The sequence below is a fragment of the Halosolutus halophilus genome, from assembly GCF_022869805.1.
GTDB lineage: Archaea > Halobacteriota > Halobacteria > Halobacteriales > Natrialbaceae > Halosolutus > Halosolutus halophilus.
Map to the genome: position 1 here is coordinate 3676308 of NZ_CP094974.1, position 21467 is coordinate 3697774.

Consider the following 21467-nt stretch of genomic DNA (forward strand, 5'->3'; position numbering starts at 1 on the left):
TCTGCCAGAGTAGATGCCACGAGCTGTAGAACAAAAGGGGGTCAAATAATGTAATGATAGAGCGTTCACAGAATATGCATCGGAGTCAAATCAAGCGTATCCTCGAGTTTTTCGTCATAGGGATCGTATTCGGTGTAACCGAAGACATTCTTGCAGTCTTGATCGCGACTGATGCAGAACTTACATTTGACATAGTTGGAGTGGTAGTCCTGATTGCAATCCCATTTGCTATTATCTCAGAACTCATTGTTGACCATCCAAAGTTCTTAGCTTTCGACAGAATATCGATGTTAGTGAATTCGTCAATTTTCGGTCGCTCTAGTATCCAAAACAGGAATACGCCCGGTAACCTTCAGGAAGAGACTGCTCCGTGGCCACACCATCAGTATCACTGTGATATCTGTAACACTGAGTTTGAAACAGGAGCATTACTCCAAGAGCATCTTGACCGCCAACATACCGGTGTACATATCTATTGGTCTATTCACGCCGATGAAGCAAGGTAGTAGCGTAGTGTGGCGTTCAGTTCGCATATCTACGTAACAGTTGTTTCAGTCAAAAACACATCTGAAGAATGGGGTTTCAACAGAGCCGTTCTCTTGATTCTTCACCAATCGCTCACGGCGTCGCTGGAACTCCGCTTCGTCGATCTCGCCACGTGCGTACCGTCGTTGGAGGGGTTCCATCGCGGAATCGTCACTCTCGGAAGGTTCGTCACCTGAACCTAGCGCCCAGTAGAGGAGTCCGCCGATTAGCCCGAGCATTCCGAGTACCCCACCAACGAACGGCAACCCGCCGAATCAGCCGCTGTTCCGGCCGCTCATCATACCGCCGTTTCGACCGTTCATCATCCCCGGGCCAGACCCCATCGTTCCGCCACCGGAGTTCTCGCCACCTCTGGTGCTGGATCCATACGCTACCGCGCCTTGTTCGACGATCGCGTCGCTCTCAGGTACGGCACCGTCCGGGATTGGACTCTCTTCGGCTGGACCGCCGGGGTTGCCGGTAACGATGCGACCGACTTGTGCGGGATACAGTAGTAGTCGTACGTGCCCGGTTCTTCGAACGTGTACTCGAACCCTCCTGACGAGATGACCCCACGATCGAATCCGCTGGCGTCGGATGGAATCCGGTTCTCGTAGGCCGTTGCCGAGTGTGCACCGGCTGCTATCTCGAAGCGGACGGTCGTGCCGGGTTCGACGTGGTGCCCGATCGGGTCGAAATAGTTGTTGCCCATCTTCACGACGGGCGTCTCCTGTGCGCTCGCTGGCTGAGAGAGGGCTGCGCTGGCGACTGCGCCTGCACCGAGCACTCTCAGGAACTGACGTCGACTATCGTCGACTATAGTTCGTCATATGAGGTGAATCGGTCGCTGGGTTCGTTATCCGCGCACGACATCGACGAGGCGCTGGGCGAATCCAGATGACTGCTGGGTCGCGCTCTCGATAGCCGATTCCAGGTCGTTCCGGTCGACAATGCCGATGAATTCAGCGGTCTGTTCACCGTTCGCGTAGACGAGTGTCGTCGGCGTCTTCCGGACGCCGTACTCCTCGGCCGTTTCCAGATCTTTCTGGATGTCGACCTCTCGAAACTCGACGTCGGGGTATTCGTCCTCGATGCCCTCGTTTTTCTCCCGCTGTGTTGCGCATGCTCCGCACGTCTCTTGGGTGAAGAGGATGACTTCGGCCACACAGTATACTACGGTATTGGGACTTAAACACATTGCTATTCAGAATCGTAAGCTGAGAGGATTCCATCTCTTCGATTCGAAGGCGCGCTCACACAGTGGTGATCGGGAGTAGCATCACGAATGAATTCGATCACACAGGCGTGGGGAGTACGCACCTTAGTGCGTACTCGTTGGTTTACTCCGACCGTTCGAGCCTGTCGCGGCGGGCTTCGAACTCCTCGTCAGTGAGGTCGCCGCGAGCGTATGCCGCGCGGAGTTCCTCCATTGCGGGATTTCGAGACGTCTGCGTTTCGCTCATGCGCCGGAAGACGAGGTAGCCACCGCCGAGGAGGATGAGGAGCGGGACGAGCATCCCGATGAACGGCCACCATCCACCAGTTCCGCCATACTGACCCATCATCCCACCGTAACCCATCATCCCGCCGAAGCCCATCCCCATTGTGAGCAACGGGAGCAGGATGATCGCTCCGAGGATGAGGAGAACGATGGTCGTGGTGTCGAGCTGGTTCGATGAAGCCATCGAAGATCAGGCCCCCAACGTGGACTCTTGTTCGTCGGTGACGGCCGAGAGAACACGCTCGAAACGCTCGTTGACCTCGGTCGCGATGGAGTCGAGCGCATCGTTGCCTGCGATGCCGACCAATTGCTGCGGATCGACGGCACTCACAACGATATCGCCGTCATCGGTTTCGTAGACGATGACGTTACACGGGAGGAGTGCGCCGAGTTCGATTTCTTCGGTCAGTCCCTCGTATGCCAGCGGGGGATTGCATGCACCGAGAATGCGGTACTGGCGAAATTCTTCGCCGAGTTTCTCCTTGAGCGTCGCCTGGATGTCAATGTCACAGAGGACGCCGAACCCTTCGTCTTCGAGCGCTGCGATCGTGGTGTCGACGATGTCGTCGAAATCGCCGGTGACTGAAGTCTGTATTGTGTATTCCATGGAATATCATACCCCGTCCACGGGGTTAACGGTTGGGTGCCTCAACGACGGGTGTTGGAGGGGTGGTGTACCATCTGGAACAGCAACTGTTCCGGTCATCCGGTACGTTCGAGCTGTTTTCGCCGTCGATCAAATTCGTCGTCTGAGAGCTCCCCGCGGGCGTAGCGCTCGCGGAGAACCGATAGCGACTGCTCATCGTTCCCGCCGGAACCTCGGTTGAGGAGCGCATAGACGATGTAGAGCGGGACGGCGATGAGGAGCCCCATCCAGAGGAGTCCCCAGAGCCCCATCGCTCCGCCGAAGAGGCCCCAGCCGCCGCCCATCATGCCGCCGCCGCCGTAGCTCCCACCACCGTGGGCAGCAGCCGTTCCAGTCGCCGCGACCAGCAGCGGAACGGTGAGTATCGCGAGTCGACGAGCAGTGCGTCCGATGTGAGTGGTGAGTTGCGTCATTATCTTGAGTTGGTGAGTTATGGTGTTCGGTTGGAGCGATCGAAACGGACAGGGGCGTCAGCAGTGGCCCTGCCCGTACATCCTGCCGTCGTCGTCAGCCATGTCCTGAGCCATCTCGTCGACGGTCACACCCATGTGCGACTCCATCCACTCGACGCTACCAGGGCCCATGTGCTCGGTCATCTGCGCCTCCATCCAGGCTGCCCAGTCGGCGGCGGCCCCATCAGCCGGGGGCGCGTCGTCTGCGGTCGTTTCGTTGCCGTGTGCGCTGACCACGGGTGCGGCGAACGCGAGTCCGACGATCGCGAGCGCCACGAGCAGCCACCGGCCGAGTGTGAAGTTGGTCATTGTCTTTCTCCTCGGTTACTCGTAGGACTGCTCGGGAGTTATCGACGTGGGTGTGAATCCACTCAGGAGAACGTTCGAGAACGTGTATAGATCGCTCTAAACGTTTTTCAGGAATAGACTCGTTCATCCCTGCCGAATTCGCCAGGGATTGGGCTAGCCCTCTTTAATCTCGTGTAGCGGTCGGGGCGACGAGGGTGGTGGTAGGCGCTTTGGAATACATTTTGTTGGCACTGTTGAAACCCTATTCTTCAGACAGATTTTGAAGTATAACCGCTGACCACTACACATACAACCCGATCAGCAACTCACCTAACCGTCACGAGTGCTATTAATGGGGACGCGTTGATACGGTCGACGCTTACCGTCGACTTCTTGCGACAAAGAGCAGTTCTCTTCGGCCACGTGGCCTCTACGTTCGCTGCGATCGACTGGGTTTGTAATGTTCTTTCAGCCACCTCGCGATTCCATCGAGACTGGGGAACAACGTTCGATGATTGATGTTCGCCTGGTCCAACTTGTCGCGAAACTCTCGCTTGCACTCTGCGGGAATGATGACCTTCCAGTAGAGGTCCGGATGTCGGCCGAACCACTCGTCCATGGACGTCCGGGGGTTGGCAGTCATCGAGAAGAGCGCCGCCTGATTGATGATACGCCGATCGATTGCTGGTGGCTCGAAGAAGACGATATAATCCTCACTTCGTTGCTTCGAGAATTCTGTAAGGATATCTCTGACGTTGTGCATCGGAACCGTTCGACGGTCTGTATCCTGGCTGTCGGTTTCCTTGGAACCCTCGATCACCTGCGTCATGAGGTCGTCGAGCATCTCCGCGTTGAACATGTCCGCCCCCATCTCGCCGAGAAACTCCTGAAAGTAGTCGGGAAGGAGTTCGTGGGCGGCCCCATAATCGACGGCCCATAGGACGCCGTCAGCGTCAGGTGAGCCGCCAGTTGCAAAGTATGCAGCAACTGCCGGGGAGGACGTCCAATCGAGGAGTCGTGTCGGCAACCCGTGGTGTTGGGCGAGTGTCATGAGATGGAACGGGGATTCGGGCTGGTTGATTTCCTGACGCGCGTACTGTCGGAAGTTGCGGAGTAGATGGATCTCTAATTCCCACTTGCCCGACTCGCCGACGAACCGCTGGAGCGATGTCCTGACGTCGTGGTCGGTGTCGGTAATTCCGCGGAACACGTACGGCGACCGATGCCGCGCTATCTCCTCATTCCACGAGTTCCGGTACATGAGGCGCTGAAGCTTTGGCCACTCGTCCGCGACGAACTCGTTGTCATTCACTCCCATCTGGATTACAGGTACTAGTTGCTCGCGAGGCTTATAGGCACGGTCAAGATTGTGGACAACGCAGGTGAGCGTGAGTTCACGAAATTGCTTCCATCACTGTCTTGACCGGACGAAGGCACCATACTTCCGCGTGAGGTGGAGTACACCGACTCAGACTGACTGCGCTGACCGTAAAGATCGGTATCCAACCGAGCGTTCCACGCTTCATAGAGCGACGAGAACTCACGGTGCTTGATGAGCGGACGCACCTCGTGTTCGTGGGCAAGTGTCCGAATCTTCTGGTCATCATAGCCTTTGTCTCCGAGGAGAACACCTCAGAAGGCACGACGAAGGAGTGTGCATTGTGTGGTGTGAAGACACCAAAGCCCATCTGGGTGCGCGAACACTCGTGTCCGTCGTGTGGATTCGAGACGGACAGGGACGCAAACGCGGCGATGAACGTCCTCAAGCGCGGCTTTGCTGAGCTAGGGCTGGGATGGCCCGAAGACACGCCTGTAGAGACTGTGGCCGCTACGGACGCCGATGACTTCCGAGAGGTGTATGCAAGTCACGTCGTGGAAACAGGAAGCCTGGCCTCGTGAGAGCAGGATTCCCCGCGCCACCGTGCGCGGGGTAACATTCGACTACCACCTCAATTCGACCAAACGCTTCTGATCAGTCACCGCTCCGTTTCTCGTCTAACTGTTCCCCTCATTCGACTTGAAGGTCCCCTCGCATCGTATTTTCGTGTGGGTCGCAGACGTATTGAGCCATCTCACTGCTCGCCGTGATCGCCAGAATCTGGTCCTCGTCCGGTTGGGAAACCACTTCGGTCGAAAGGTCATCGACGACCGCGTCGCTCTCATCGCGGATCTCGATGTTATGGCCACCGCCATCTCCTTCCGTCCAGCCGATCGTGTAGTCTTCATCCTCTTGCAGGACCAGCGTCGGATTCTCTGCACCTTCGATCGATGATGGCGCAAGGCCTTCCCAGTGGCTGGCCTGCGCGCTGAACTCGATGTCTGTTCCTGGCTCGATCTCACTAACGCCACCATCGCCGCCACTACCGCCATCACCAGGGCCACCGCCGCGAGGGCCGCCGCGCATACACCCTGCTATAGTAACCGTTAGAACTATTTACTCAATTACTGTTGTTGAGTGTAGTGGATCATCTCGACGAGATCTCTGTCGAGGAACTACAAACTGCCCTCGACAATGTGGAAGGAAAGAAGCCGACACAACGGCTCTTAGCCGCAATAGCGTACAAAAACGGTCTTACGCAAACTGAACTAGCTGAGTGGTACGACGTTCAGCGGCGAACGATCTACAGTTGGCTCAAGCGACTCGACACCGACGAGTCGCTTGAGCAGGCTGTTACTGATGCTCATCGATCTGGGAGAAATCGAAAGCTTTCAGAACAAGAGCAACAAGAGTTCGAAGAAATTGTCCACGAATCTCCCGAAGAAGTTGGCGTTGACGCGCCGGCGTGGACGCCGGCGCTCGTCCAGCAATACCTTGACGAGACCTACGATGTCGAGTACTCAATCCCGAGTTGTCGGCGGTTGCTTAACGAAGCGGGATTGAGCTATCAAAAACCTCGCCGTACAGCCGCTGAATCTGATGCTGATGAGCAAGAAGCGTTCCGTGAGAATCTCAAAAAAAGCGGCGGAAAATGGATGCCACGGTAGTCTGCATCGATCAAACCAAGAAATCTGTGCAAGTTGAGCCGCGTGCCGCGTGGTTTCCTCGCGGCACGCGGCCGTCTGTCGAATTATCCGGACAACGTGAGTGGACGTGTCTCTTGGGCGCGATCACCGAAGACGGTGATCGCTTTTTCTCTCGATTTGAAGAGTACGTTACCGCCGATCACGCAAAACATTTCATTCTCGCATTATGCCAAGAGTTTGAAGATGACTTGATCGTTGTGTTGGATGGAGCATCGTACTTTCAGGCGTCGGCCGTCACGGACCTGACGGCCCGTGACGACCTCGCCTTCGTCACGCTCCCGGCGTATTCGCCGGAACTCAATCCGGTCGAAGAGTGCTGGAGACAGTTACAAACGGCTCTCAACAACCGGTTCTTCGACTCACTTGGCGAGTTGACAACGGCGATCGATACCGCACTTGATCAACTCTCCATTCCAAAAATGAGCAATTATTTCTAACGTCTACTATAGTAGGGTGCTCACGGCCGTCGCTCCGGTCAATTGCATGATTCTACGCCGTGTGGTCGAATTGGCACCTGACATTGTCTACACGTTTGCGATGAGGATGAATAGACCTTCTCCAGTCTTCTCATTTGGGAGTGGATGAGTGAATGCCGTAATCAGTGTGCAGACAAACACGAGGCTGACCTTCGAGACGGCGAGTGGGATTGATCTGAATCGGCAATTATCGAGCGAGGCGGCTCCTGAGAGTCGCCAGCAATCCGGGCTAATCCCTCGCCGTCTGTTCCGAGTCACGGGATTCTTGACCCTCTATCTCCTCCTCGTCCGCTTCGAGCCTCGCCGCTTCGTAGTCAGCAAGCATGTTGGCGACGTGGCGATTACACGTGGAAGGGGATACGACGTCCAACTACAACACTGATCGACAGGCGCCAGCAGAGGTTTAGTTCTGACTCTGCTGCAGGTCGTCACTCGGATAGATTCGATACGTCCGTCCCTGCCGCTCGCGGTACAGCAGACCGCGCTTCTCGAGAGCGCTGACCGTCTGGCTTACCTTGCTCTTCGAGAAATCCGAGCGATCGCGGAGTTCGATCTGCGTGAGACCGGGTGAGGAGAGGACCGGTTCGAGGATGCGGCGTTCGTCGTCCGGCAACAAATCCAGCACGCGAGCCCGAGGCTGGGTTTCTGGGTTGATGGCATCATTCGATTGAGCAGTGTTGTCAGATGACCCAGGGCTCTCTCGATCAATTCTATCCGATGCATCACTCCGTTGCTGATTGACTGCCTCCGTGCTGGTGAGGTCGTCGCGAATCATCAGATACCCACCACCGATGACAGCCGAGACGAGGATGGTCCCGAGGACGTACCAGAGTGGATTGGTTCCGTGAACTGCCCCCATCGACGTATCCATCATCGATCCCATTTGTTCGACGGCCTGCTGTTGCTGATACGCTTGCCAGCTGAGCGCTCCGCCGATGGTTACGACGGCAACGACGAGGAGACCGACTACTGCATCGGCTCGACGTCGATTCATCCATCCCACCGCGAATGGACGTGGTACGCATTCATGCCTGAGAGTTGGCGAGACACCGGTGTACCAGTTGTGATTGTCCGAGGCAGGAATCGACGACGCCTGGCCACGATACTCGGTATCGAGACATAGCGGTCAGTGATGTTCATGGCTCTGGGAAGACCCCGTCTCTGAGACCTGTGGGTGTTGCTGTGCAAATTCGGAGGGGCGCTTCTCGAACGATCGCTTACATCGGTCCGAACAGAAGTGGTACGTCTCGCCGTCGTGGGTAAGACTCGGTCCGCTATCGTCGGTTCGCATCCCACAGACGGGGTCGCGGTACTGCCCGGGTGCACCGAGTCCGCGTCGGTAGACGTAGAGGAGGAAGCCAGAGAGCGCGAATGCGAGGATGTTGAGGTAGAACGTGTAGTCAAGTTCGAAGTACGTCTGTTCGGAGGCTGTCTCCCCGCCAGCGAGATTCGGGACGATGCCGAGAGCGCTGAACAGTTCCTCCATGAGAAAGCCTGTGAACGCCATCGTCACGAAGAAGATACCGAGGATGTACAGCATCACCTTCCAGCCGTAGTACTTCCGGTAGACGTTCAGGACGGGGACCGTGATGAGGTCGGCGTAGACGAACGCGATGACGCCGGCGAAGCTGATGCCGCCGCCCCAGAGGGCAACCGCAAAGGGAACGTTCCCCATGCTCCCGACGAAGCTGAGGACGGCGATCGCTACACCCATGATGGCGTTCTCTGCGCTTACCAACAATCCATCGCCCTGGAGGAAGAGCGTGTTCCAGACCCACTGCGGAACGAAGACGATGACGAACCCCGAGATGAGAAAGCCCGCGATGATGTCCGTCCAGATCATCGACCACTCCTTGCGGTACTGGTTCCCGACTTTGTACCAGCCCCCCCACGAGAGCAGTTCGTCACGCCACCCGCCGCTACTTGCGGCTTCCTGCTGGTACGTCTCCATGCAACCTTCCGAACAGAACTTCAGCGTCTCGCCGCCGTCAGTCACCAGCGAGTACTCGTCTTTTCCTTCCATCCCGCAGGTCGGGTCTTCGGTGATTCCTTGGTCGTGGTCGCGTTGATTCAGTTCCTCCCGCACTTGCTCGAAGAGGTTCTCGGGGAGGGTCAGATGGACGAGGACCGCCATCACAGCAATGAGAATGACACCACCGAGGAGTTCGGCAACCAGGAACTCCCAGCCGAGGAGGATCAGGATCATCAGGCCGAGTTCGACGATGAGGTTCGTCGAGGCGAACATGAACGCGAAGAAGTTCACCGTGTGCGCTCCCTTCTTGAACAGCCCCTTCCCAATGGCGACCGCACCGAAGCTACAACCACTACTCGCCGCGCCGAATACAGTTGCTTTCGTGAGGCCACTCAGATTCCCCTCTCCGAGTACTTTGGCCATCCGCTCTTTCGAGACGTAAACCTGAACGAGACTCGTGATGACGAGCCCCATGATGATCGCCCACGCAGCGGTCCAGAGGAAGCCGACACCTATTCGTAAGGACTCGAGGATTCCGTCAACGAGGGCGGCTTGCATATCTAGACTATCGCAGTCATCTGTTTTGGTATTTGTTCTTAAGAAACTGGGGCTGTGGGCGGAGTAAATCTTGTATTCAAAGGTGATTCTTGCTATCAGCTGTGGTCAACCGTTCGAGGACTGTGTTCGAGCACATCAGTTTCTACGTGTCACCGATTCCGGTCGGTAGTTGCTGCTTGATCTTCCGACGGACCGGTCACACAGATATGGGGGTTGTACCGCTGTTTCCCCCACGATATTCTTGCGCCGTGTTACCAGGGAGACTCTTCCTTTCGAATTGTAAGAGAAACCCGAATGAAGGAGTAGAGCGTATCTCTAGTCATGAGTACTACTACCACAAACCAAGACGCGTACGAAATGGACTCCACGACCAACGTAATGCATCTCGATTCGTTGGCACTGGCGGGCGCAGCAGCAGTTGTCTCTGCCGTCGCGATGCTCCTACTCGGTGTGTTCGGAGCAATCGGCGTCTACGAGGGCGCAGTCGAAGCGATGGAGCAGTGGCACCTGTTCTTCGAACCGACCGTCGTCGGGACTGTGGCGGGCATGGTCGAGGCAGCGGTGATCAGCTTCGTCTTGATGTACGCCTTCGCGTGGCTGTACAACGCCTTCGCATCATAAATCGTGGAGTCAATCCATGTACGCCACCGCCAAAGCCGAAATCGTCATCGACGCATCGTCCGAGGAGATCTGGGAGTACGTGACCGCCCCAGTCCATTGGACGGCGTCGAACCCCGAGGAACACTACGGGCTCGAATACGACACGCCCGACAACCGCCCGCGCGAGGGCGGGACGTTCCACCAGGCCGAAGAGGTCGCCGGGATGTACGCCGACCTGCATGGCCGATTCCAGTATATCGACCATCCCAACGTGGCGGTCTGGGCGGGGACGGCGTACTATCCGCTCCTTCGAGGACTCGTCACCGTTCGGATTCCCGAAGGAGGGACCATTCGACTCGAAGAGACTGCAGACGGGACTCGCATGTCACACGTCGTCTGGATGGACTTCCCGAACAACCGACGGGGACGGGCGCTGAAATGGGTGTTCACGACAGCTCTCAATGGGAAGGCGAAACTCTACGATCACACGAACAAGGAACTCGTCTTCTTCAAGGACCGCATCGAGTCGACAGCCCATCAGTCGCCCAAACCGACGGACGAGAGTCCGTAGCAAAATCAACGCACACATCCAATCATGTACACCGAGATCCTCATTCCAACCGATGGCAGCGATAACGTCGAGCCCGCAATCCAGTACGGACTTGACCTCGCTCGCCGATACGACGCAACCGTCCACGCTCTCCACGTCGTTGACAGTTCACCGATCGAACGGAAGCTGGAACTGACCGCGCTGGAAATCGACCTGGAGACGCTCCCGGACACGTGGTATGACGCTGGTGATGCCGCCACCCAGCAGATCGCAACTCGAGCCGCAGAACACGGCCTCGATGCGGCAACTGAGGTTCGTCGTGGTATCCCAGCGCACGAGATTGCGTCCTACATCACCGATAATGAGATCGACCTCGTGTGTATGGGAACCCGGGGACATACTGGTCTTGACCGCTTCCTGCTCGGAAGTGTAACGACCCGAATCGTCCGCACTACCGACATTCCTGTCCTCAGCGTCAAATCGAAGACGGTGGCGGCGACGTCGGAATCCGAACTGCGGGGGGGCTTCGAGAATATCCTCGCTCCAACGGACGGGAGTAAACCCGCACGGGAGGCCGTCACTCATGCTCTTGAACTGGCTCGAACATACGATGCGACACTTCATGCCCTCTACGTTGTCGATAGAGTTGCCTACGCGTCTCGTCCGGGATGGACATGGGACGAACTGCAGCAAGTACTGGAGCAAAACGGGGATACTGTCGTAGAAGATGTCCAATCCCGGGCAGCTGCCGACGGTGTTTCAGTCGCTGCTGAGATCACCCACGGCGTTCCTCATCAGGCAATAGGGGAGTACTGCGATCAACACGGAATCGACCTCATCGTGATGGGAACACACGGACGGTCCGGCATTTCACGACGGCTCATCGGAAGTGTGACCGAACGGGTTCTCCGGAACTCGGATGAGCCAGTTTTGACCATTCGAGGAGTGTAGACGCGGCTTGGGCTACCGGCGAAGCGAGATGAGAAGGACAATGAATCCGAGACCGATGGCGACCGATTCGATGATGTGGACAAGAGCGAGATCGAGCCCTCCGAACTCAAACAGTACTCCTTCGATGAACACACCGAGAGTGATGATTCCAAAGCCAATTGCAGCGTTTCGCATATAGTACGTACCCGTTCGTCGATATGCCTCGAAACTGTAATACGTGATCAGGATACCGAGTACAAGTACGAGCGTGCGGACGACCAGGAGAATTGCTGTTGTCGTATCCACCATTCACTTAGTCCTCCAATTTCTTCGAGTCGCGTCCGTACAGAGCGTACAGGATCGTGAGCATACCAATCGCGACGATGGCCGTTGCCACCGTTCCTGCATTTTGGAACGTCAGGCCAACCACGTCGAACAAGATTCCCTCGATGATCGCACCGAAGCTGATGATGGCGAAGCCGACCGCGAGGTACAACATCGATTGACTGTTGCTACGTCGATAACCGCGATAGGCTTGGAATGCGATAATGAACCCGAGAGCCATTGTAACGAGCTTTGCGATGATGAGACCGATGTGCATGGTTATTCGTTCCTCATTGTGTTCCACAACCGAGCGAATCTGTCGGGAGCGTCTTCACGGAGTTCGATATGGACGTCGAATCCCGATTCGAGGAGCTGTACCTCAACACGGTCGAGCTGGGCCTCGTATTCGCTGTAGTGGTGACCGTCGGGATCAACGTGTGTTCGCTCGATGAGCAAGTCGTACTCTAGCAACGTATTGACCCGTCTGGAAACTGTCGAGACTGACATGTCACACTCTTCGCTGAGTTCCTTAGCAGACATCTGTTTTCGGCGAGTCGCCTCGAGGATCGCGCGTGCGTAGTCGTCTTCCAGGATTTCGAGGATCCCCGAGATGTCCCGCTCTTCACTCACAGTCCGTGTTGTTGGTAAAGAGTATATAAAGAAACGCCGATTTGCTGACCCAGCAAATTTGCTTGCCGGTCTATATCCTCCGAGTGTGTAGGTTCACGTGTAAGGTGACCGATGCCATGACCGACTCACTCACGCGACGACGGATGCTTCAGCTGACTGGCGGTGCGGCAGTCGTTGGGCTTGCCGGATGCACTGGAACGCAGAACAACGACGGCGGAACGCCGACCGAAAGTGGCCACGACGACAGCGGCACGGAGTCCGGCCACAGCGACGAGGAGGATGGCCACGACGAAGCGGTCGGGGCGCCGTCCGATGCGGCCGAAGTGAATATGATTACTGAGGACGGGGGCTATCACTTCGAGCCACACGTCGTGCGGGTGAACGTCGGTGGGACCGTGACCTGGCACAACGAGAGCGGAAGCCACTCGACGACCGCGTACCATCCCGACAACGACCAGCTCCAGCACGGCATGGGTATGGGAATGGGCGGTGAAGCGAAGGACCAGCCCCAGCTCGTTCCCGATGGTGCTGCATCATGGGATAGCGGTCTCTATACCGAACAAGGCGCAACGTTCGAACACACGTTCGAGACCGAAGGCGTCTACCACTACTACTGTACGCCCCACGAGAGCCTCGGCATGATCGGGAGCGTCATCGTCGGTGAACCGGATCCCCACGAGCAGGTCGCCTTGGAAGACCCGCCGGCCGACAAGCCCGAGCGCGTTCGCGAGAAGCTCGAAGAACTGAACGGGATAGTCAGCACAGCTCTCGGCGACGACCACGAGTGAACACGCGTCGTTGCGTCGATGGGTAATCGGTAGCTTACACGCGATTTTCGCCCACTAAATCCTCCTCGTGTTTCTGTTTGTGCGACTAGGCGAGTACATTGTAGCCGACGTGTGCAAGTGCAAGGCCGAGATAGCCGAAGACGAGCAGCGTCACGGTTCGCCGAGAGAGCGACGGGATTCCGATCGGTTCGTTTCCGTGAATTTGTTCTCCGAGCGCGTAAACGAACCGCCCGGCGAGCAGCGCAAACGGGACGTGTACAAACACCAGCGGCAGGAACAGCGAATCGAACCGGACCGTCGCCTCCAGCTGCGCCAAGTACTCGAGTTTGAGCAGTACCTCGAGTCCGGCGACGGTGAATCCGGACGTCACGGTAGCGAACAGTCCTTCGGTTTTCGAGAGGAGTCGTCTCCGCCAGTAACTCCAGCCGTAGAACGTGAGAATCAGTGGGAGGAAGCGAACGAGTGCTTCCTCGACGAGTCCGACCAGTAGTGTCCACGTCATGTTCGGCGTCGCCTGAAATAGAGCGATTTCGAGCAAATAGGCGACCCAGACACCGACACCGGTCACGATAGCGCTCACGACTGTGATGCCAACGAGTGACCGATATCGACGCGTCATATTTCACGAGGGGGCGTATTCTGATACTCGGAGAGCAATCGGCATAGGCGTACCCGTTCTGGGGGGACATTGTTCCTCGAAGAGGCTTTATTACTGTGTGACTGTTAGTCAATACCACGACGTTCGATAGGCCCATAGTACAGTATCATGGCTTCCGACGACTCTACCGCGACCCAGCTCCCTTCCGATTCGGAAAGCGATGTCATTGGTCGGATCGAAGACGAGATTCTGTCACGGCGCGGATTCCTTGTCGGACTCGCCACCGGTGGTGTCGGAGGTGCTGGAGCAGTTCTCGGTCTCACACGCTCCGACGAGGGGTTTCAATCGCTAGCGACGCTTGCCGGTGGGGCGACGCTTCCCGCCATGGTACAGTATTATCTTCCAGCAGTCGATTCGTCTGGCGAGGGCCTCATACTCCCGGTCAAGTTTGCGTTTTCGGAGGGTGATGGTGAGTTGTTTGTCGATGTGGGCGACGTTGAGGTCCGTCACGATTTACAGCTCGCACTCCGGGAGGCGACGGAGACGGCGACGCGTCTCACTGGCCGTTCGCTCGCGGGAACGTCGATACGAGTCACGTTCGATCCTCCCGACTCAGAGGTACTCGCACTCGGCGGGAAAAGCTGGGAAGCGGGCCTCACGGTCGCACTAGTCGCTAGCCTCCGGAGACAGTCCCCTCCACGAACTACGCTGATCACGGGCATCGTGAACAACGAAGGAGTGTTGCTTCCCGTCGGTAAAATCGAAGCGAAGGCCCGCGCTGCGCGAGCGTTCGGAGCGGCGAAACTGATCGTTTCTGAGGGCAGTTCGTCTGACGTGACGGTTCAGGGGATTCGTGTCGTCGAGGTCGCGTCGATCAGGGATGCACTCGATCGTCTGTTGTGACCTTCCACACCGTCTCCCCGTCCATGGGGGAGACGATTCAAGAGCCACGTCACCGTAGGACAAGGTATGAACGAATTGTCCCCGTTCGACGCAATCCGCGAATTTGATTTCGACGGCACCTCCTACAAGATGGCCGACCTCACAGTCCTCGAAGAGGAGGGGCTCTGCGAACTCGATCAGCTCCCCGTCAGTATCCGCGTTCTCCTCGAGTCCGTTCTCCGCAACGTCGACGGGGAGACGATAACCGCCGAGGACGTTCGCAACGCCGCGTCGTGGGAACCCGACGTCCCAGACGTCGAACTCCCGTTCACGCCCTCCCGCGTCGTCCTGCAGGACCTCACCGGCGTCCCTGCCGTGGTCGACCTCGCAGCACTCCGATCAGCGGTCGATCGCAAGGGCAAAGATCCAACCATCGTCGAGCCGGACGTCCCGTGCGATCTCGTGATCGACCACAGCGTGCAGGTCGACTACTTCGGCTCCGAGGATGCCTACGAGCGCAACGTCGAACTGGAGTACGAGCGCAACGGCGAGCGGTACCGTTCCCTCAAGTGGGCCCAACAGGCGTTCGACGACTTCCGCGTCGTCCCGCCGGGGACTGGTATCGTCCACCAGGTGAACCTCGAGTACCTCGGGCGGGTTGTCCACGCCCGCGGGCGGAATGGAGAAGAGTGGCTCCTGCCGGACACGCTCGTGGGGACGGACAGCCATACGCCGATGATCGGCGGTATCGGCGTCGTCGGCTGGGGTGTCGGCGGCATCGAAGCTGAAGCGGCGATGCTCGGCCAGCCGATCACGATGAAGCTTCCCGAGGTGGTCGGTGTCCGGCTCACCGGCGAACTTCCCGAGGGCGCGACCGCGACGGACCTCGTCCTTCACGTTACTGAGCAGCTTCGGGAGGTCGGCGTCGTCGATCGGTTCGTCGAATTCTTCGGCTCTGGTGTATCGAATCTCACCGTTCCAGACAGGGCGACCATCGCGAACATGGCGCCCGAACAGGGTTCGACCATCAGTATGTTCCCCGTCGACGAAGCAACGCTCGAGTACCTCGAACTCACGGGCCGCGACGAGCAGCACATCGAACTCGTTCGCGAATATCTCGACGCACAGGGGCTGTTCGGTGAACAGAACCCCGAATACACCGAGACGGTCGAACTCGATCTCTCGACGATCACTCCCAGCCTCGCCGGGCCGAAACGCCCCCAGGATCGCGTCGCAATGGGCGACATGAAGACGCACTTCCGGGGACTGGTCCACGGCGAATTCGAGGACGAACTCGACGATATCGACGAAGATGCGATCACACGATGGATCAGCGAGAGCAGCGGTTCCGACGACGACCGACCCGACCCCGATCTTCCGGAACCAGACGTCGGTGATCTCACCGGCCGAGTCGAAGTCGACGTGAACGGCGAGTCGACCGAGATCGGGCACGGCAGTGTCGTCGTCAGCGCCATCACCAGTTGTACGAACACGTCGAACCCGTCCGTGATGCTCGCGGCGGGGCTGCTCGCCCGCAACGCCGTCGAACGAGGGCTCGACGTTCCGGCGTACGTCAAAACGAGTCTCGCACCGGGCAGCCGAGTCGTCACCGAATACCTCGAAGCCTCGGGGCTACTTCCCTATCTGGAAGACCTCGGCTACAACGTCGTCGGCTACGGCTGTACGACCTGCATCGGAAACGCTGGGCCGCTTCCCGAGCCGATCGAACGCGCGATCGACGCCGAGGACCTCTGGACGACGAGCGTCCTCTCCGGCAACCGGAACTTCGAGGCACGCATCCACCCGAAGATCCGGGCGAACTACCTTGCCAGTCCACCGCTCGTGGTCGCCTACGGACTCGCCGGGCGCATGGATATCGATCTCGAACACGATCCGCTCGGCACCGACGACGACGGCAATCCGGTCTACCTCTCTGACATCTGGCCCGGCGCCGACGAGATCCACGCGGCGGTCCACGACAGTGTCGATTCCTCGATGTTCGAAGAGAAGTACGCCGAAGTGTTCGAAGGTGACGAGCGCTGGGCGGCACTCGACGCCCCGACTGGTGACGTCTACGAGTGGGACGACTCCTCGACGTACATCCGCGAGCCACCGTTCTTCAGGGGTTTCCCGCTGGAGAAGCCCGGCGTCGCAGACGTCGAAGACGCCCGCACGCTGATGCTGCTCGGTGATACGGTCACGACCGATCACATCAGTCCCGCCGGGCCGTTCAGCCGTGAGCAACCGGCCGGAGAGTGGCTCGTTGAACAGGGCGTCGAACCCCACGAGTTCAACACGTACGGCGCTCGCCGGGGCAACCACGAGGTGATGATGCGTGGCACCTTCGCCAACGTTCGCATCGAGAACCAGATGCTTGACGACGTCGAAGGCGGCTACACGATCCATCACCCAACCGACGACCAGACGACGGTCTTCGAAGCCAGCCGCCGCTATCGCGAGGACGACACGCCCCTCGTCGTGTTCGCCGGCGAGGAGCTTGGAACAGGGTCGAGCCGGGACTGGGCGGCAAAGGGAACGGATCTGCTGGGTGTCCGTGCGACGATCGCCGAGAGCTACGAGCGCATCTTCCGTGACAACCTCGTCGGGATGGGTGTCTTGCCGCTCCAGTTCGTCGACGATGACTCGTGGGAGTCGCTCGGCCTCGATGGATCGGAACGGATCGCGATTCACGGCCTAGACGACGGTCTAGACGTGAACGACGAACTCACCGTCGTCGCAGAACGTGCCGATGGCTCGACCGTCGAATTCCCGGTCACGGCACAGGTTGGGACGCCGGCAGCCGTTCGATACGTCGAAAATGGCGGAATCCTTCATCTGGTGCTCCGCCGATTGCTTACCGAGGAGTAGCCACCTCTCTCCAGAGAGCCGTCTTTTCCGGACACTACGAGGGACGCCGCTGGTCAAACTGACTTTGTGACGTGTCTGGCTGCTGGCCTCTATTTAGAGATACTGAGGAGGCAAAGTACTGCCTGGGTTTATTTGTCGTCCGAGAGTCAGCCCATAATATGGCATCGCACGAAGTCCAGCTAGAAAGTACGATTGGGGGTTCACTGCAAGCGGTCGCCTACACACGCTGAGTGTCTGGTTCATCTTCGCGCTTCGATTGATGATGGGGCTGGCGTTCTTCCAGAGTGGCCTCGACAAGGTTCTCTCTGGAGATTTCAGTGCTGGCGGCTATCTAACGGGGGCAGTCCCAAACAACGGAAGTCCACTCGCAGATCTGTTCGTGGCGATGGGAAACACGCCGTGGTTCGTTGATTTCGTGAACATCACCGTTCCGTGGGGCGAAGTGCTCATCGGACTTGGCCTCCTATTCGGCGTACTCACTCGCCTCGCCGCGTTCTGGGGAGCGTTCATGATGCTCATGTTCTACTTCGGGAACTGGGACGTAGCACACGGCTATATCAACGGCGATTTCGCGTACATGCTCGTGTTCCTCTCTGTCGCCGCGTTCGGGGCAGGGCGGATACTTGGTCTCGATGCGTACATCGAACAGTACGAGATTGGTGGCGTTCCGCTGATCGAACGGTATCCCTGGGCACGATATCTACTCGGCTAATTTCCAGTATCTCGAGACTCACCTAGGAGAACAAACTCATTATACATACGGTGGGCTTACATCCCTGTCTCCGAGCTAGAGCGATTCGTCATGATGATCCCGCTGATCAACATCAGGACTGCGAGCGCGACCATCCCGAGGTCCCAACCCATCCCGGCAGTCATCGACGAGCCCATGCTACCGCTCATCCCGCCGTTCATACCGGACCCCATCCCACCACCCATTCCCCAGTTCATACTCCCGGTAACGCCGACCAATGTCTGATTGAGCAACATCACGAGCGAATACCCGATCATCAGTAGCCCGCTCGCGTTGCCAAGCCGATCGGCGTAGGGAGTCAGCAGAGCGACGCCGTGGACGACCACGATGGCGCCTAGGAGTGCCATGAGTAGCCCGCTGTTCGAGTTCATCATGCCGCTACCGCCGGTCGCCGAGATCAGCGAGTAAACGCCCGAGACGAGGGCGATCGATGCACCGTACTGTCGGGTCGTCGAGCCGTTCATCGGAGCCTCCCGAGCAGCTCGTAGTCGTCGTCGGGCGAGTACCGGCGGAACAGCAGGCTGTTCGTCAGCACCGACACACTCGAGAAGGCCATCGCACCGGCCGCGAGCACGGGCTGGAGCAGTCCGAGTGAAGCCAACGGGATCATCGCCGTATTATAACCAAGCGCCCACACGAGGTTCTGCTTGATCTTCTGGAGTGTCGCGTCCGAGATGCGGATGGCCTTCACCACGTCGAGCGGGTCGTCGCGCATCAGCGTCACGTCCGCCGCCTCGATGGCGACGTCCGTCCCGCTCCCGATGGCGGTCCCGACGTAGGCGACCGCGAGCGCGGGCGCGTCGTTGACGCCGTCGCCCACCATCATCGCCTTGCGACCTTCGTCCTGAATGGCCTCGACGGCGTCGGATTTGTCCTCGGGGAGCACCTCCGCGCGGACGTTCTCGGGGTCGATGCCGACCTGTTCGGCGACGGCGCGGGCGGTCCGTTCGTTGTCACCGGTGATCATCATCACGTCGACACCGCGCTCCTGCAGTTGGCTCACGGCCTCGGTCGCACTTTCTTTGATCGTGTCAGCATCAGCGACCACACCGACGAGTTCGCCCTCGTCCGTGCCAGCGGGCACGCGGGCGACGAGCATCGCCGTCTTCCCCTCGTTCTCGAGACGCTCCATCGTCTCCTGGGCGGGTGCAGGATTGATCCCGTTGTCGCGGAGGAGCTTTCGGTTACCGACCAGCACCTCACTGTCGCCGACAGTTGCGCGGATGCCATGGCCGGGAACGTTCTCGAAGCCGTCTGGTTCAGTCACGTCGATACCGCGGGATTCAGCTCCGTCGACGATGGCCCGCGCGAGCGGGTGCTCGCTTCCACTTTCGGCCGTCGCTGCGAACCGGAGAACGTCGTCCTCACTAAGACGATCGCGTGCGGTTAGTTGGCCGCCATCGGTAGCGGTGTCGCCGCCGTCTGTGAGAGGCTGTCCGTCGCCATCGAAGACGACGACGTCAGTCAGCTCCATTTCACCTTTGGTGAGCGTCCCAGTCTTGTCAAAGACGACCGTGTCGACGTCTTTCGCCCGTTCGAGGATGTCACCGCCCTTGAACAGGACGCCGTTCTGGGCACCGATCGTCGTCCCAACCATCGTTGCAGCAGGCGTTGCTAACCCCAGCGCACAGGGACAGGCGATCAACACGGACGATGCGAAGACGATAAGCGCGAACTCGAAGACTGAGACAGTGCCCCCAGCCACGGCTGGTCCGCCAGCAACCGCTCCCCAGAGCGGGAGCCAGTCGACGAATCCGGCGAGTGCTTCGGGGAAGAGGAACCACACAGTGCCCCATAGTAACGCGTTCGCGATGACTGCTGGGACGAAGTACGCCGAGATGCGGTCGGCGAGGTTCTGGATGTCTGGCTGGCGGGACTGGGCCTCCTTGACCGTCTGAACGATCTGCTGGAGGGCGGTGTCCTTTCCGACCTTCGTCGCCTCGACGACGAGCACACCGTTCTCGTTGATGGTGGACCCGACGACCTCGTCGCCCTCGCCTTTCTCGACGGGGACCGACTCGCCGGTGACCATCGACTCGTCAACAGCACTCTGCCCATCGATGACGACGCCGTCGGTCGGAATCTGCTCGCCGGGACGGACCTTCATGCGATCGCCGACGGTGACATCTTCGAGTGGCACTTCCACTTCGGTACCGTCCTCGTCGACGAGGGTGGCTGTCTCGGCCTCCATTTCGAGGAGCTTCCGAAGGGCGTCACCTGCCTGCCCTTTCGAGCGGGCTTCGAGGTAGTTCCCAAGGGTGATGAACACCAGGATCAACGCGGCAGTATCGAAGTACAAGCTCCCCGCGATCAATCCGGCCAGTACTGCAACGGAGTAGAAATACGCAGTGGACGAACCCAGTGCGATGAGAACGTCCATGTTGGCGCGCCTGTTGTTGACCAGCGCGTTGTACGAGTTCTTGTAGAACGGCCAGCCGAGCACAGCCTGAACGGGTGTCGCTAGCAGGAACTCGACCCACCCGAATTCGACGCCGAAGACCGTCTCCGGGAGAATTCCCCCGCCGAGCAGAAACTTCTCTGCGAGGAAAAACAGCATCGGGGCAGACAGCGCGGCTCCGAACAGCGTCAGTCGAAGCTGTTTTCGAATCTCACCCTGTCGTGCAGCGTCACGAGCATCTTCACCCGATTCACCGCTGTCGCTGTCTTCACGGACCGGCGAGTACCCAGCGTCCTCGATAGCGTCGTAGAGCGCGTCGAGTGATGTGTCCGCAGGGTTGTACCTGACCTGCGCTTCGTCGGTGGCGAAGTTTGCCTCGGCCGCGATAACACCCGGCGTGTTCTCGAGTGCGGTCTCGTTCGTCTGCACACAGTTGGCACAGGTCATATCGGAGATGCCTATGGTCACCGTGTCAGACACCGCACCGTAGCCGGCGTCCTCGATCGTCTCGTAGATCTCTGCAAGCGATACCTCGTCAGGGTCGTACTCGACGGAGCCCTCGTCCGTGGCGAAATTGGCGTTCGCCTCGACGACGCCGTCGAGTGACTCCAGGGCGTCGCCAACTGTCCCCGAGCAGTTGGCACAGGTCATCCCTGTGATGTCGAGATGTGCGGTACGTGTTTCCATTGTCATACTAGAGGGGCTA

24 protein-coding genes and 3 pseudogenes are annotated in these 21467 nt (G+C 58.5%); 9 read left to right on the forward strand and 18 right to left on the reverse strand.

Annotation, left to right across the window (positions count from 1 at the left end):
* Positions 1 to 551 precede the first annotated feature (551 nt).
* The 9 genes and pseudogenes from MUG98_RS25275 to MUG98_RS18080 all read right to left on the reverse strand — a co-directional run.
* Positions 552 to 764 (reverse strand): SHOCT domain-containing protein, encoded by a 213-nt coding sequence (locus MUG98_RS25275; RefSeq protein WP_320443087.1) that lies wholly within the window; start codon positions 762 to 764, stop codon positions 552 to 554.
* Positions 765 to 916: 152 nt separating this feature from the next.
* Entirely contained in the window at positions 917 to 1312 is a 396-nt protein-coding gene (locus tag MUG98_RS18045) for a plastocyanin/azurin family copper-binding protein (protein ID WP_265108816.1), read from the reverse strand.
* Between the two features lie 69 nt (positions 1313 to 1381).
* Complete coding sequence (locus MUG98_RS18050) at positions 1382 to 1690, reverse strand: thioredoxin family protein (RefSeq protein ID WP_265108817.1); 309 nt, start codon at positions 1688 to 1690, stop codon at positions 1382 to 1384.
* A gap of 175 nt (positions 1691 to 1865) precedes the next feature.
* A complete protein-coding gene (locus MUG98_RS18055) occupies positions 1866 to 2210 on the reverse strand; it encodes an SHOCT domain-containing protein (RefSeq protein WP_265108818.1) in 345 nt (114 codons plus the stop codon).
* A gap of 6 nt (positions 2211 to 2216) precedes the next feature.
* Positions 2217 to 2633 carry a DUF302 domain-containing protein gene (locus tag MUG98_RS18060; RefSeq protein WP_265108819.1) on the reverse strand — a complete coding sequence of 139 codons (417 nt, stop codon included), beginning with the start codon at positions 2631 to 2633 and terminating at the stop codon, positions 2217 to 2219.
* 95 nt (positions 2634 to 2728) lie between these two features.
* Entirely contained in the window at positions 2729 to 3085 is a 357-nt protein-coding gene (locus tag MUG98_RS18065) for an SHOCT domain-containing protein (protein WP_265108820.1), read from the reverse strand.
* A gap of 57 nt (positions 3086 to 3142) precedes the next feature.
* Positions 3143 to 3433 carry a hypothetical protein gene (locus MUG98_RS18070; protein WP_265108821.1) on the reverse strand — a complete coding sequence of 97 codons (291 nt, stop codon included), beginning with the start codon at positions 3431 to 3433 and terminating at the stop codon, positions 3143 to 3145.
* Positions 3434 to 3842: 409 nt separating this feature from the next.
* On the reverse strand, positions 3843 to 4730 hold the full coding sequence (locus tag MUG98_RS18075) for an FRG domain-containing protein (RefSeq protein ID WP_265108822.1): 888 nt from the start codon (positions 4728 to 4730) through the stop codon (positions 3843 to 3845).
* 96 nt (positions 4731 to 4826) lie between these two features.
* A pseudogene (locus MUG98_RS18080) lies at positions 4827 to 5041 on the reverse strand (IS5/IS1182 family transposase); the annotation flags it as partial.
* A gap of 3 nt (positions 5042 to 5044) precedes the next feature.
* Between MUG98_RS18080 and MUG98_RS18085 the strand changes: the two are divergent.
* Positions 5045 to 5311 (forward strand): annotated as a pseudogene (locus tag MUG98_RS18085) (zinc ribbon domain-containing protein); the annotation flags it as partial.
* Positions 5312 to 5420: 109 nt separating this feature from the next.
* Here the strand turns inward: MUG98_RS18085 and MUG98_RS18090 are convergent.
* Positions 5421 to 5816 carry a plastocyanin/azurin family copper-binding protein gene (locus MUG98_RS18090; RefSeq protein WP_265108823.1) on the reverse strand — a complete coding sequence of 132 codons (396 nt, stop codon included), beginning with the start codon at positions 5814 to 5816 and terminating at the stop codon, positions 5421 to 5423.
* 56 nt (positions 5817 to 5872) lie between these two features.
* Here MUG98_RS18090 and MUG98_RS18095 point away from each other — a divergent pair.
* A protein-coding gene (locus MUG98_RS18095) for an IS630 family transposase (protein ID WP_265108824.1) occupies positions 5873 to 6873 on the forward strand; the annotation gives its coding sequence in 2 pieces (ribosomal slippage) (positions 5873 to 6365 and positions 6365 to 6873; 1002 coding nt in all).
* Positions 6874 to 7315: 442 nt separating this feature from the next.
* Here MUG98_RS18095 and MUG98_RS25435 read toward each other — a convergent pair.
* The gene (locus MUG98_RS25435; RefSeq protein ID WP_345779777.1) at positions 7316 to 7906 is read right to left on the reverse strand and encodes a helix-turn-helix transcriptional regulator; all 591 of its coding nucleotides are present in this window, start codon (positions 7904 to 7906) and stop codon (positions 7316 to 7318) included.
* Between the two features lie 132 nt (positions 7907 to 8038).
* Positions 8039 to 9442 (reverse strand): permease, encoded by a 1404-nt coding sequence (locus MUG98_RS18105; protein WP_265108826.1) that lies wholly within the window; start codon positions 9440 to 9442, stop codon positions 8039 to 8041.
* Positions 9443 to 9820: 378 nt separating this feature from the next.
* Between MUG98_RS18105 and MUG98_RS18110 the strand changes: the two genes are divergently transcribed.
* From MUG98_RS18110 to MUG98_RS18120, 3 genes are read left to right on the forward strand one after another with little or no spacing between them, the layout of a single operon-like run.
* Positions 9821 to 10063, forward strand: coding sequence for a hypothetical protein (locus MUG98_RS18110; RefSeq protein WP_265108827.1), 243 nt, complete (start codon positions 9821 to 9823; stop codon positions 10061 to 10063).
* Between the two features lie 16 nt (positions 10064 to 10079).
* A complete protein-coding gene (locus MUG98_RS18115; protein WP_265108828.1) occupies positions 10080 to 10613 on the forward strand; it encodes an SRPBCC family protein in 534 nt (177 codons plus the stop codon).
* A gap of 24 nt (positions 10614 to 10637) precedes the next feature.
* Positions 10638 to 11543 (forward strand): universal stress protein, encoded by a 906-nt coding sequence (locus MUG98_RS18120; RefSeq protein WP_265108829.1) that lies wholly within the window; start codon positions 10638 to 10640, stop codon positions 11541 to 11543.
* 12 nt (positions 11544 to 11555) lie between these two features.
* On the opposite strand, the gene MUG98_RS18125 is transcribed toward MUG98_RS18120, so the two are convergent.
* The 3 genes from MUG98_RS18125 to MUG98_RS18135 are packed head-to-tail and all read right to left on the reverse strand — an operon-like array spanning position 11556 to position 12476.
* Entirely contained in the window at positions 11556 to 11831 is a 276-nt protein-coding gene (locus MUG98_RS18125) for a DUF7521 family protein (protein ID WP_265108830.1), read from the reverse strand.
* A gap of 4 nt (positions 11832 to 11835) precedes the next feature.
* The gene (locus tag MUG98_RS18130) at positions 11836 to 12123 is read right to left on the reverse strand and encodes a DUF7521 family protein (protein ID WP_265108831.1); all 288 of its coding nucleotides are present in this window, start codon (positions 12121 to 12123) and stop codon (positions 11836 to 11838) included.
* A 2-nt stretch (positions 12124 to 12125) separates the two neighbouring features.
* The gene (locus MUG98_RS18135) at positions 12126 to 12476 is read right to left on the reverse strand and encodes an ArsR/SmtB family transcription factor (protein ID WP_265108832.1); all 351 of its coding nucleotides are present in this window, start codon (positions 12474 to 12476) and stop codon (positions 12126 to 12128) included.
* A 116-nt stretch (positions 12477 to 12592) separates the two neighbouring features.
* Between MUG98_RS18135 and MUG98_RS18140 the strand changes: the two genes are divergently transcribed.
* Positions 12593 to 13264, forward strand: a complete 672-nt coding sequence (locus MUG98_RS18140) for a cupredoxin domain-containing protein (RefSeq protein ID WP_265108833.1) — start codon at positions 12593 to 12595, stop codon at positions 13262 to 13264.
* Between the two features lie 85 nt (positions 13265 to 13349).
* Here MUG98_RS18140 and MUG98_RS18145 read toward each other — a convergent pair whose 3' ends face one another.
* A complete protein-coding gene (locus tag MUG98_RS18145; protein WP_265108834.1) occupies positions 13350 to 13766 on the reverse strand; it encodes a hypothetical protein in 417 nt (138 codons plus the stop codon).
* Positions 13767 to 14030: 264 nt separating this feature from the next.
* On the opposite strand from MUG98_RS18145, the gene MUG98_RS18150 reads away from it, so the two are divergent.
* From MUG98_RS18150 to MUG98_RS18160, 3 genes and pseudogenes are all read left to right on the forward strand, one after another.
* Positions 14031 to 14765, forward strand: a complete 735-nt coding sequence (locus tag MUG98_RS18150) for a twin-arginine translocation signal domain-containing protein (RefSeq protein WP_265108835.1) — start codon at positions 14031 to 14033, stop codon at positions 14763 to 14765.
* A gap of 66 nt (positions 14766 to 14831) precedes the next feature.
* A complete protein-coding gene (acnA, locus tag MUG98_RS18155) occupies positions 14832 to 17612 on the forward strand; it encodes an aconitate hydratase AcnA (protein WP_265108836.1) in 2781 nt (926 codons plus the stop codon).
* A gap of 158 nt (positions 17613 to 17770) precedes the next feature.
* Positions 17771 to 18324: pseudogene (locus MUG98_RS18160) on the forward strand (DoxX family protein).
* Positions 18325 to 18380: 56 nt separating this feature from the next.
* Here the strand turns inward: MUG98_RS18160 and MUG98_RS18165 are convergent.
* Both MUG98_RS18165 and MUG98_RS18170 read right to left on the reverse strand, forming a co-directional pair.
* Positions 18381 to 18827 (reverse strand): hypothetical protein, encoded by a 447-nt coding sequence (locus MUG98_RS18165; protein ID WP_265108838.1) that lies wholly within the window; start codon positions 18825 to 18827, stop codon positions 18381 to 18383.
* Positions 18824 to 21448: a heavy metal translocating P-type ATPase gene (locus MUG98_RS18170; protein WP_265112485.1), complete on the reverse strand. Its 2625-nt coding sequence runs from the start codon at positions 21446 to 21448 to the stop codon at positions 18824 to 18826. Before MUG98_RS18170 ends, MUG98_RS18165 begins: the two co-directional genes overlap by 4 nt.
* Positions 21449 to 21467 lie beyond the last annotated feature (19 nt).